The organism is Pseudomonas japonica, from assembly GCF_013522925.1.
Taxonomy (GTDB): domain Bacteria; phylum Pseudomonadota; class Gammaproteobacteria; order Pseudomonadales; family Pseudomonadaceae; genus Aquipseudomonas; species Aquipseudomonas japonica_A.
This window is the reverse complement of sequence record NZ_JAAMQU010000003.1, coordinates 434,808-445,426: the sequence shown is the minus strand read 5'-3', so window position 1 is coordinate 445,426 and position 10,619 is coordinate 434,808. Positions and strand designations below refer to the sequence as shown.

Genomic DNA, 10,619 nt, shown 5'->3' with positions numbered 1-10,619 from the left:
ACTGCCTGCTTGAGCCCTTCATCCGGTTTGCCGGCCAACACCAGATCGCGGGCAAGCCCTGCTGCTACACAGTTTGAAGCAGCCTGTAGCAGCAAGCCTTGGCTGCGACCGGTTGACGGCCAACGCCAAGTCGCGGCAAGCCCTGCGGCTACCGATTTGAAGCAGCCTGTAGCAGCAAGCCTTGGCTGCGACCGGTTGACGGCCAACGCCGAGTCGCGCCAAGCCCTGCGGCTACGTATGCTTTTGGTCAGCGCGGATTCGGTTGGTCATCCAGTTCGGCATTGTCCGGGTCCATATCGGGTACCCCCTCTTCATAAGGCGTAGGCGATACGTCAGCCGGCGCCTCTCCCTCGTTGTCCGGAAGCTCGTCGATACCCGGCTCGTCGCTCGGGTTCAGGTTCGTGCGCCCTGGGCTGAGCGGCGGGGGTGTAACAGGTGGCAAATCGTTTTCGCCGGCTACGTTCATTTGAAAGCGCTCAGTCATGTTTACCTCACCGTCAGTCATTGGCCGTGGTTTGGATAACCAGGTTTGATAGGGTTCATGAGTGGTGGCGCAAAACATCGACCGGTAGGCTTGCCATGCGCTACACATCCATAACGATGGAGCCGATGCCGACGGCCATGGTTCCAACAATAATCTGGGATGTGAGCGCCGAGGCCGGGATGAAAATGTCGTGTGGGCCGCAACATGGCTCAACCAGTTGATGGCGGCAGTGCCCGTCCCATGATCCTGGCATGAATCTCACCGCGTTCTTCCTCCGTGATAAATCCCGTAACCGGCGAATAGCGACGAAGGTCGCTACCGTGTTCGCCATGGCTCATCACGAGGTCGAACATCTCCTGGAAATCGCCTCGAAGCAGCGCACGCCACTCTTCGCTCTGGGGCGATTCACCGTTCACTATCGCGATTCTGTCCAGGTTGGCTACAGCGCGTTGTCGCAGTTCCGGATTCTCGGCGAGCTTGGCCAGGTTGGCCTTCTGGTACTCGTATGTCAGCAGGTATCGTTTTGCATGCCCCAGCTGTGTAGCAGCCTCACGAAAGGCCTGGAATCTCTCGTCCTTTCCACTGGTATCAAGGGCAACCATGGTTTTGATAAGCAGCTCAATGGCCTTGCGTTCACCAGATATTGCATACACGCCGCCCCCAGCGCGGATGGAGATATTGTCTTGTTTGACGACAACCTGGGGTACACCGTCGTAGTCGCCTGACGTGCCCGCAGTGACCGACGCCAGCGCGGCCATGACCTCCGGGACGCTGGTAATCCGGATCGCAGCGTGAAAAAGCTTTTCGAAATCTGGCAGTAGCATCTGGTAATCCCTCTGCGAATAAAACGGTGCAACATTCCCAGTGGTTTGTCGACCCGAAAACCTCAGGGTATAGCAACTCGGTTGAAATGCTCCACTTATAGGAGGAGGGCGCTCTGGCGGCTCTCTCAGCTATTGCAATCCGCTTTATCGGGGATTTTTCCTGGATCGAAACGCTGCCACCTTCATACGGTTCCCGCAGGTGACCATATCGCAGCAGCGTCGCCGATGGGACTTGCTCAGGTCATGGAACAGCAGAAAGCAATCGTGTGCCTCGCACTGGCGTACGAATTCAAACTTATTACTCGTGACCAGATGCACCACGGCGTTAGCCACAGGCCACAGTAAGCTGAGATGAGGGTAAGGTCTGCTGGGGAGTGCTTTATGGCTGCATGCACCACGCTTCATAGAGATTCGCGAAGGTCGCGGGCTTTCAGGCATCGGTAGTCCGCTCGCCAGTGGCGTTGATAGTCCAGTCGACAGCCGCTGGCGTACCTGGAGGCTATTAGTAGGCAAAACCATTTATTCGAAACGCTGACAAAGAGAGGAAGCCGCTCTGACATATGATTTAACATAATGTGCATTATCGGTAACATGATATTACAATATCGCACCCTCGGTAAGGCGCTGGAAACGAGGCCAGCCACATCTCAGTGACCTGCCGGCCGACCCCCTCGCTGAAACAGCCCGGCACTGTGTCAACCGCTCGCTACATGGCGGCCTGTACCGAGCCCCTCTGGCTACGGCATGTCATGCTCCCAGCTGCTGTCGCTGCTCACTTGCCATGGAATGATCGCCACAACGTTCATCGCTGCAGCACGACAACTCCACGCAACGTGCCAGCTTCGCCAAGCTGTCCAATCCGCGGCAGGCGTCGAATGTGCCGAACGTTGTATATCGGGCACTGCACCTTACAACGCAGCTGCAGCTATGGCCACATGTACAGCGCGCTGCGTCTCACACGTTTAGATACCTACCAAGCCGCGTGATCCCGAAAAGCTTATTCAAGCATCCACAAGGCACAGCTACCTTAAGGCTGGTTCGAAGGCATACAAATCCAACTGCAATCGCCAGGCTGCGCTTTTGAAGTACAGGCCGGCCATACCGCTCCACTAAATACGCCTAAACAGGGTTAAATTCGTTTAAAGGAGTTGCCGCCGCTTACTCTTGACAAAAGAGCGATTTCCAAGCCAACTAGGGCGTCTCGAAAGAGCCCTGCCACAAATGTAATATCCGATAACTACCAGACCCGGATATTGCAATTTTCTCGTTTTCAAGGCACCCTGTTCCACGTTTTATCGCCTTTGAGACATCGCCATATGGCAGCCCGCCCGTTACCCCTGTTCGATACCTACGATCGCTTTCTCGATTTGCATTTCATGAACATGACAGGCGAACGTGCGCCGGTACTTGCGTTTCTCAACCAGTGCGATGAGCAAACTTGCCCTGTTGAAAGTTATCAGGCGGTTCGGGGTTTCCTTAAATCCTACGCTGGCAACGAAGCAACGTTTACGTCCTATCGTACTCATGTGGAACGTTTGCTGTTATGGGCCCTCCTCGTCGCCGGCAAGCCTCTGCTGGAACTACGCCGGCGCGATGCCGAGGCGTTCATGGAGTTCTGCCTCAACCCACCCGCGGCCTGGGTCGGCCCGGTGGTGAAATCCCGATTTATCCGCCAGGGTGGCCGCAAGGCGCTCGCTTCCGATACCTATACGGCCAACCCGGCCTGGCGCCCCTTCAGCGTGACCATCGCCAAACGTGAACGCAAGATCGCAGCGGAAAGCATGGCCGACCTTCCCCCGGCGGTTTACAAGATGAGCCAGGGCTCGGTCGCTCAGGTATTCGCGGTCTGTGGCAGCTTCTTCCAGCATGCGATTGACGAAGGCCTGACTGAAGTCAATCCGTTCCGTGCGGTGAAACAGAAGTCTGTCTACAAGCAGCGCAATACCGTGGATGTCGCATCGCGCTCGCTTACTCAGCTGCAGTGGAACTTCGTTATCGAAACGGCGGAAACCATGGCGCAGGAAGATTCTGCCCATGAACGCACCTTGTTCATTGTCGCCACGCTTTATGCCATGTACTTGCGTATCTCGGACCTTGTTGGCCGGGATAACTGGGCCCCCACCATGGGAGACTTTCGGCGGGACAGCCGCGGGCACTGGTGGCTGCATGTGGTGGGCAAGGGTAACAAGGCGGCGAAAATCAGCGTGCGGGATGACTATGTTCAAACGTATCTGGTTCGATACCGGCAATACCGACAGCTTTCTCCCCTGCCCTCACCTCACGAAAAGCTGCCGCTGATCAGCACGCTCAAGGGGCGCGCAGGGTTGTCAGATCGGCATATTCGGCTGCTGTTACAGCAAGTATTCGATCGTTCGCTGCTGCGTATGAAAGCCGAGGGCTGGAGCGACGACGAGATTGATCAACTGCGCTCGGCTTCGTTGCATTGGCTGCGACATACTTCGGCAACCTTTGACGCCAAGCATCGTGACATGAAAGATCTGCAGGCAGATCTTCGTCACAACAGCCTCAGCACTACCCAGAATACCTATTACAACTCGCTGGACGAACAACGTGCACACTCGGTCAAAGACTTGAAAGTCAAGGTTTAACCCGCTGCGCAAACTATTGCGATGGCGTTATTCGACGATGCAAACCCAGCGGTGGTTATGCCGGTAAGGTGCCCGGGTGAAATGGATATCAGACACCAGCTTCATTCCGCGTTGTTGCAGGGTGCGGGTGAGTTGTTCAAGAGTATCGGCTTCGATGGTCATGGTAGTAACCTCTACAAATGTCCAGCATTCATAGTTCTTGACCCGATCGCTTTTGCCGAAATTCACTTTTTAAGTACGCTTTCGGTGTAGTCACCGGACGAACGGAGCTTTGCCAAAGGTTCACTGACCTTTCGTCTGCCTGTACTGCCGGGGCGTGAAACCAGTAAGCAGTTTGAATTGCCGCGTGAAAGCGCTGTGGTCGGTGTAGCCGCAGCGCAACGCCACTTCGATGATGGGCAGGTCTGTGCCTAGCAGGCGGTGAGCATGCTCCAGGCGCACTTTCTGGATCATCTGGCGGGGCGTCAGGTGGAACACGCGCTTACAGTAACGTTCCAATTGGGCGATGGAAATACCGGCGATTTTGGTTAGCGCGGCGAGGGTTACCGGCCGGTTGAAGTGCTCGCGTATATAAGCCTCAACGGCGGCCAACCGCTGATAGGCTGGGTGGGTTTCGCTGGCGGACTGCAAATCCAGAGAAATACCAGCCAGGCCAAAGATGTCGCCGTTGCGATTATACAAGGGCCATTTATGAGTCAGGCACCAGCCCGGTTCCTGCGAACCATATAAATGCAGCTCCAGCTTGTCCTGCAGTATCAGCCCTTGCTGCAGTACTTTCCTGTCCTGCTCTGTATAACCGGGCCCCAGTTGCGCAGGAAATACTTCGGCACTGGTTTTGCCTAGCAGCTGCCTGGCGTGTTTGTATCCGCAGCGTTCCACCAGAGCGCGGTTGGCGAGCACATAGCGCGCGTCGATATCTTTCAGAAAGATGGCAGCATTGGGCACCACGTCCAGTAAAGGCACCATGGGCGCCACGGCCTCCAGCAGTTCGTCCAGGCTATCAGGGCCTTTTGAGGTAGCGGGTTGAAACAACGCGGCGAGCGAACCGGGGGTCATGTACGGCCTGACTAGGGTGGTATCCGAAGTGACAGCTTGCGGCCGCTTAACGCGGATTGTCCATGGCCACGCCGCATGCGCCTGTGCAATTGTGCTGAAATCGTCATTCCATTAGCGCAAACGCATCAAGCCATCCGCCCGCCAGCACGCGCACCCTTAGGCACCTGCCAACCCTGCTGGAGTGCCCATGCACCGTCTTCATGTCATCGACTCCCACACCGGCGGCGAGCCTACGCGGCTGGTGATGAGCGGTTTCCCTGAGCTGCCGGCTGGCAGTATGGCGGAAAAACGCGACGCCCTTCGTGAGCACCATGATCGCTGGCGGCGTGCATGCCTGTTGGAGCCCCGTGGCAACGACGTACTGGTTGGCGCGCTGTATTGCGAGCCGGTAACGCCGGGCGCTACGTGCGGCGTTATCTTTTTCAACAATGCCGGCTATTTGAACATGTGCGGTCACGGCACCATCGGCCTGGTCGCGTCGTTGTATCACCTTGGCCGAATCGGGCCAGGCGTACACCGGATCGACACGCCAGTCGGCCTGGTCGAGGCTACGCTGCACGAAGGCGGCGCTGTTACGGTGCGCAACGTTCCAGCCTGGCGCTATCGGCAGCATATCGCAGTGACGCTCCCCGGGCACGGCAAGGTTTATGGGGATATTGCCTGGGGTGGCAACTGGTTCTTCCTGGTGGCAGATCATGGTCAGCGCCTTGAGCTGAACAATGTCGAAGCACTCACGGCTTATACCTGGGCACTGCTCCAGGCGCTCGAAGCCCAAGGCATCCACGGAGAAGGCGGTGCCCTTATCGACCATGTGGAGCTGTTCGCCGATGACGCTCAGGCCCATAGCCGCAACTTCGTGATGTGCCCCGGCAAGGCCTACGATCGATCCCCCTGCGGCACGGGCACCAGCGCCAAATTGGCCTGCCTGGCGGCGGACGGAAAGCTGGCTGCCGGGGAAAACTGGGTACAGGCCAGCATTACCGGCAGCCGCTTCGAGGCACGGTACGAATGGGACGGCGAACGCATCCGGCCCTTCATTACCGGCCAAGCCTACCTTACTGCCGACAGCACGCTATTGATCGACGAGCAGGACCCTTTCGCCTGGGGCATCTGAGCGGCTGATCCCTTTACCCCACTTCACCTTCCGGAGAACCCGCATGAACACGTCGACCTTCAGTGGCTGCATTCCTGCCCTCATGACCCCTTGCACGCCGTCACGCACACCGGATTTCGACGCACTGGTCGCCAAGGGCCGGGAGCTCGTCGATATCGGCATGAGCGCGGTGGTGTACTGCGGTTCAATGGGCGACTGGCCTTTGCTCACCGAGGCTCAGCGCCAGGAAGGTGTGGCCCGGCTAACCGCCGCCGGTGTGCCGACCATCGTGGGCACCGGCGCGGTGAACTCCCGCGAAGCGGTCTCCCATGCCGCCCATGCGGCGAAAGTGGGCGCTCAGGGTTTGATGGTGATTCCGCGGGTATTGTCGCGCGGGTCTTCCGCCGCTGCCCAGAAGGCCCATTTCGCGGCGGTACTGCAAGCAGCCCCCCACTTGCCGGCGGTGATCTATAACAGCCCCTATTACGGCTTCGCCACTCGTGCAGACCTCTTTTTCGAGCTGCGCCAGGCGCACCCCAACCTTATCGGCTTCAAGGAATTCGGCGGCGCGGCAGACCTGCGCTATGCCGCCGAGCACATTACCTCCCGGGATGAAAGCGTAACCCTGATGGTGGGCGTCGATACCCAGGTGGTGCATGGTTTCGTCAACTGCAATGCGACTGGCGCTATTACGGGGATCGGCAATGCACTGCCCCGCCAGGTGCTGCAGCTGGTTTCGCTAAGCAAACAGGCCGCTGAAGGCGACGCCAGGGCTCGGCAATTGGCCACCGAACTGGAGGCCGCGCTTGCCGTGCTGTCCTCCTTCGATGAAGGCACTGACCTGGTGCTCTATTACAAGCATTTGATGGTGCTCAACGGCGACCTGGAATACAGCCTGCACTTCAACGAAACCGATGCTTTGAGTGACGCCCAGCGCCACTATGCCGAGAGCCAGTACCGCCTGTTCGCCCGCTGGTACGCCAGCTGGACAGCCCAGCACAACCTTGCGTGACCGGTACCGTGCCCATGGGATTAGCCAATACCGTGCCTGTGCCAAACCAGGTGGACATCATTGTTGTAGGGGCCGGGGTGGTCGGTGTTGCGTGTGCCCTGAAACTCGCCCGCCAAGGGCTGAAGGTAGAAGTAGTGGACATGCAGGCGCCAGGCCGCGGCGCCTCCTATGGCAATGCGGGGCACCTGGCAACCGAGCAGGTGTTCCCCATTGCCGACGCCTCGATCCTCAAGCGCCTGCCCGGGATGTTGCTGGACCCGATGGGCCCCCTGCGGTTGGATTGGCGCTACCTGCCGCAGGCTACACCTTGGCTGGTGCGGCTGTTGCTCAACCTGCGCCCGGGGCCGTTCAACCGCACGGTCGCCGGGTTACGCGCACTGAATGAAAGCAGCCTGGCCGCATGGAAGCGCCTGCTGGGGAGTATCGACCAACCGGCATTGCTTCGGCACGAGGGGTCGCTGCTGGTGTATGAACAGCCGCAAGCCCGCGCCGGTATGGATAGCCTGTCAGCGCGCATGCACGCACAGAACGTACCCGTGGACGAGTGGAGCGCCAAGGCCGTACAGGCCGCTGCGCCGCAATTGAGTGAGCGTATCGCGGGTGGGCTGTTCTTCCCGGCAACCGCACATGTGGTTGACCCTTTCGCCGTGGTGCAAGCGATGGTCCGCGCCGCTCAGGCCGCAGGGGTGCGCTTCCGTCAGCAACAGGTCACGGGCGGCATCGTCAGCGGTCACGGTGTAGTGCTGCACACCGGCGAAGGCGCGTTGTCCGCGCGGCGCGTGCTGATTGCGTGTGGTGCTCACTCGGCCGCGCTCACTCAAGCGTTGACGGGCAAGCGAGTACCGCTGGATACGGAGCGTGGCTATCACTTGATGCTGCCAGCCGAGCGGGATCGGTTGCCGTTCGCCGTCACCTCGCTGGAGCGCAAGTTCATCATGACGCCCATGGCCGAGGGCTTGCGCCTGGCGGGCACGGTGGAATTCGCCGGGCTGCATCGCCCACCCAACATGGGCCGCGCCTGGCAACTGCAACGGTTGAGCCAGGGCCTGTTCCGCGAAAGCCTGAATACCGAAGGCGCCACGCCCTGGATGGGCTTTCGCCCTTCCCTTCCCGACTCACTCCCGGTAATCGACCGGGTAGCCAGTGGGAAGGTGTTGCTGGCGTTCGGTCACCAACACCTGGGCCTGACGCAAGCGGCTATCACTGCAGAAATGATCGGAGCGCTGGCTGGCCCCGGCGAAGCCCCTCATGCGCTGCCGGACCCAACGCCCTATCGGTTGGCGCGGTTTTGAACACGCCTGGCTTACTCGAATGGGTCTTCCAACCCGAGCCAACCTTCGGGGCCGTCTGCCATTTCAGCGTCGGTCAGCAGGCAGCTGTCCAGTAGCTGGGTAAGCGCACGCCCGTCCATGCCTATCCCGATCAGCACCAATTCCTGCCGGGCATCACCCACCGCGCTGTCCCATAGCGCTTCGATGGCCGCACGGTCTACGGCTGCCGTGGGCCACTGCTCTCTGGGCACGGCGGCCCACCACAGCCCGGCGGGCCCATGCCGGCAGATGGCACCGGCCTGCGACCATTCGAAGGCGTGTTGCGGTCGGCTGGCCAACCAGAAAAACCCCTTTGAGCGCACCACGCCGGGCCACTCCTGGTTGATTGCAGCATGCAGCCGCACAGGATGAAACGGACGCCGTGCACGGTAAACGAAGCTGCCTACACCATAGGTGTCGGTTTCCGGCAGGTGCTCGCCGCGCAATGTCTTGAGCCAACCTGGCGCCTGGGCCGCCTGTTCGAAATCAAACAGGCCCGTGCCGAGTACGCGGTTCAATGCAACCTTGCCGAACCGCGCGGTTTCGATACGCGCCCGGGGGTTCAGCCGTTGCAGGATCGCCTCCAGATGCTCGCGCTCGAGGTCGGTGACCAGGTCGAGCCTGTTCACCACGATCACATCGCAGAATTCCACCTGCTCAATCAGCAGATCGACCACCGCACGCGTGTCCTCTTCACCCAGGGCCTGGCCCCGCGCCGCCAGGTCGTCTTCCGAGCCGTAGTCATGCAGGAAGTTGAACGCGTCCACCACCGTCACCAGCGTGTCCAGGCGAGCGACATCGGAGAGGGAACGGCCGTCTTCGCCAGCGAAAGTGAAGGTTTCCGCGACGGGCAGAGGTTCCGAAACACCTGTGGATTCGATCACCAGATGATCGAAGCGGCCCTGCCCCGCGAGCCTGGCGACCTCTATCAGCAAGTCTTCGCGCAAGGTGCAGCAGATACAGCCGTTGCTCAGCTCCACCAGGCTTTCCTCGGTTCGAGAAAGCGCCGCCGCGCCGCCTCGCAGCAAAGCGGCATCAATATTGACTTCAGACATGTCATTGACGATCACCGCCACCCGCCGCCCGTCGCGGTTAGCAAGGATATGATTGAGCAACGTGGTTTTACCTGCCCCGAGAAAGCCCGACAGCACCGTTACGGGCAGGCGGGCGTCAGCGGCGGTTAAAGCAGAGGCAATCGGGCGCATGAACAGCTCCAGTGAAGTGGCACCGGAATGTTATGTTATAACCACCAATTGTCAATACGTGCCTGTTTGCCAGCCCGCACATCAAGCGCTCGCAAGCGCCCGCAGGGCCCGGTACAGTAAGCCGAACGCCCTGCCCTTCGCCTGATCACGCGAGACCTTGCCATGAAAGGACATTCCACTACCGTCGTGCCCCTGGACGCAGCGGCGCGCCGGGCGATCAAGCCGGTGATCTGCTACCCGGTCGAGAGCCTGCCCCGGCCCCACTTGCCCAGCTACCAGGCGCTGAGGAACACTCTCAGGTTGGTCGAAACAGTCACCGTGCCACCACGCAGCGCCGCTACCTGGTCGGTGCCCGCCGGGCATTTCTGCCGCATTGTTTGCACAGAGGGCCCGCAGGTGGGCGACCTCAACCTGTTCAACGCCCATGACCTCAGCGAGCGGCTGTATACCGGTAAAACCCGTGCGCTCAATGGGACCCACGTGGGCGTCGGCGACCAGCTGTTTTCCAGTTTCCCTTACCTGCGACCCATGGCCACCCTCACCCACGACAGCCTGGACTGGTATGGTTTCGATGAATACGGCGGTGCAGTCCATGATGTGATCGGCACCCGCTGCGACCCCTACACCCATAACCTGCTCAGCCATGGTGGCCAGTATCATTACTGCTGCCACTCCAACCTCACTCGCGCGCTGGCGGATACCACGGGCCTGCCCCTGCGGGAGGCCGAAGCTCATGTGCACGATGTGCTGAATGTGTTCATGTGTACTGGCTTCACGCGGGATACCGGGCAGTACTTCATGAAAGCCAGCCCGGTACGCCCGGGTGACTACCTTGAGTTCTTCGCCGAGATCGACTTGTTGGCCTGCATGTCGGCGTGCCCCGGAGGGGACTGCTCCTCCGAACACTCCTCCGATAGCGTGGCGTGCTACCCGATGAAGGTCGAAGTGTATGCCGCCGCCTCGCTACCGGAAGGCTGGGTACCGCCGGCGGTCAATGGGTATGACCGGACGCATGGGGTGTAAGGG

At 59.9% G+C, this 10,619-nt stretch carries 11 protein-coding genes; 5 read left to right on the top strand and 6 right to left on the bottom strand.

Translation table 11 applies throughout. The features are described 5' to 3' along the window. Positions 1-247 precede the first annotated feature (247 nt). The 3 genes from G7016_RS07150 to G7016_RS07140 all read right to left on the bottom strand — a co-directional run bounded on the left by G7016_RS07150 (position 248) and on the right by G7016_RS07140 (position 1,713). Positions 248-484, bottom strand: coding sequence for a hypothetical protein (locus G7016_RS07150; protein WP_181112176.1), 237 nt, complete (start codon positions 482-484; stop codon positions 248-250). 209 nt (positions 485-693) lie between these two features. Continuing rightward, positions 694-1,308 (bottom strand): hypothetical protein, encoded by a 615-nt coding sequence (locus tag G7016_RS07145; protein WP_181112174.1) that lies wholly within the window; start codon positions 1,306-1,308, stop codon positions 694-696. Between the two features lie 144 nt (positions 1,309-1,452). After that, positions 1,453-1,713, bottom strand: a complete 261-nt coding sequence (locus G7016_RS07140; RefSeq protein ID WP_308812142.1) for a CGNR zinc finger domain-containing protein — start codon at positions 1,711-1,713, stop codon at positions 1,453-1,455. Between the two features lie 911 nt (positions 1,714-2,624). Here G7016_RS07140 and G7016_RS07135 point away from each other — a divergent pair. Further along, positions 2,625-3,917 (top strand): tyrosine-type recombinase/integrase, encoded by a 1,293-nt coding sequence (locus G7016_RS07135; RefSeq protein WP_181112172.1) that lies wholly within the window; start codon positions 2,625-2,627, stop codon positions 3,915-3,917. Positions 3,918-3,944: 27 nt separating this feature from the next. Here the strand turns inward: G7016_RS07135 and G7016_RS25030 are convergent, their stop codons facing one another. Then, positions 3,945-4,079 (bottom strand): hypothetical protein, encoded by a 135-nt coding sequence (locus G7016_RS25030; protein WP_258195093.1) that lies wholly within the window; start codon positions 4,077-4,079, stop codon positions 3,945-3,947. 120 nt (positions 4,080-4,199) lie between these two features. Next, positions 4,200-4,973 carry an AraC family transcriptional regulator gene (locus G7016_RS07130; RefSeq protein WP_181112170.1) on the bottom strand — a complete coding sequence of 258 codons (774 nt, stop codon included), beginning with the start codon at positions 4,971-4,973 and terminating at the stop codon, positions 4,200-4,202. A 187-nt stretch (positions 4,974-5,160) separates the two neighbouring features. Between G7016_RS07130 and G7016_RS07125 the strand changes: the two genes are divergently transcribed. Genes G7016_RS07125 through G7016_RS07115 form a run of 3 tightly spaced genes read left to right on the top strand, consistent with a single transcriptional unit; the run spans position 5,161 to position 8,370 of the window. Continuing rightward, positions 5,161-6,087 carry a 4-hydroxyproline epimerase gene (locus G7016_RS07125; protein WP_181112168.1) on the top strand — a complete coding sequence of 309 codons (927 nt, stop codon included), beginning with the start codon at positions 5,161-5,163 and terminating at the stop codon, positions 6,085-6,087. A 43-nt stretch (positions 6,088-6,130) separates the two neighbouring features. Further along, entirely contained in the window at positions 6,131-7,078 is a 948-nt protein-coding gene (locus G7016_RS07120; protein WP_181112166.1) for a dihydrodipicolinate synthase family protein, read from the top strand. 14 nt (positions 7,079-7,092) lie between these two features. Beyond that, on the top strand, positions 7,093-8,370 hold the full coding sequence (locus tag G7016_RS07115; protein WP_181112164.1) for an NAD(P)/FAD-dependent oxidoreductase: 1,278 nt from the start codon (positions 7,093-7,095) through the stop codon (positions 8,368-8,370). A gap of 11 nt (positions 8,371-8,381) precedes the next feature. Here the strand turns inward: G7016_RS07115 and zigA are convergent, their stop codons facing one another. After that, complete coding sequence (gene zigA / locus G7016_RS07110) at positions 8,382-9,593, bottom strand: zinc metallochaperone GTPase ZigA (RefSeq protein ID WP_181112162.1); 1,212 nt, start codon at positions 9,591-9,593, stop codon at positions 8,382-8,384. A 162-nt stretch (positions 9,594-9,755) separates the two neighbouring features. Here zigA and G7016_RS07105 point away from each other — a divergent pair, with 162 nt between their 5' ends. Continuing rightward, positions 9,756-10,616, top strand: a complete 861-nt coding sequence (locus tag G7016_RS07105; protein WP_181112161.1) for an urea carboxylase-associated family protein — start codon at positions 9,756-9,758, stop codon at positions 10,614-10,616. The last annotated feature ends 3 nt before the right edge of the window (positions 10,617-10,619 follow it).

What these genes read in the sequence shown, in the direction of transcription:
- G7016_RS07125 (WP_181112168.1), top strand. Translation starts at nt 5,161, where the DNA reads ATGCACCGTCTTCATGTCATCGACTCCCACACCGGCGGCGAGCCTACG.
- G7016_RS07145 (WP_181112174.1), bottom strand. Translation starts at nt 1,308, where the DNA reads ATGCTACTGCCAGATTTCGAAAAGCTTTTTCACGCTGCGATCCGGATT.
- G7016_RS07150 (WP_181112176.1), bottom strand. Translation starts at nt 484, where the DNA reads ATGACTGAGCGCTTTCAAATGAACGTAGCCGGCGAAAACGATTTGCCA.
- G7016_RS07120 (WP_181112166.1), top strand. Translation starts at nt 6,131, where the DNA reads ATGAACACGTCGACCTTCAGTGGCTGCATTCCTGCCCTCATGACCCCT.
- G7016_RS07105 (WP_181112161.1), top strand. Translation starts at nt 9,756, where the DNA reads ATGAAAGGACATTCCACTACCGTCGTGCCCCTGGACGCAGCGGCGCGC.
- G7016_RS07115 (WP_181112164.1), top strand. Translation starts at nt 7,093, where the DNA reads ATGGGATTAGCCAATACCGTGCCTGTGCCAAACCAGGTGGACATCATT.
- G7016_RS07130 (WP_181112170.1), bottom strand. Translation starts at nt 4,973, where the DNA reads ATGACCCCCGGTTCGCTCGCCGCGTTGTTTCAACCCGCTACCTCAAAA.
- zigA (WP_181112162.1), bottom strand. Translation starts at nt 9,593, where the DNA reads ATGCGCCCGATTGCCTCTGCTTTAACCGCCGCTGACGCCCGCCTGCCC.
- G7016_RS07135 (WP_181112172.1), top strand. Translation starts at nt 2,625, where the DNA reads ATGGCAGCCCGCCCGTTACCCCTGTTCGATACCTACGATCGCTTTCTC.
- G7016_RS25030 (WP_258195093.1), bottom strand. Translation starts at nt 4,079, where the DNA reads ATGACCATCGAAGCCGATACTCTTGAACAACTCACCCGCACCCTGCAA.
- G7016_RS07140 (WP_308812142.1), bottom strand. Translation starts at nt 1,713, where the DNA reads ATGAAGCGTGGTGCATGCAGCCATAAAGCACTCCCCAGCAGACCTTAC.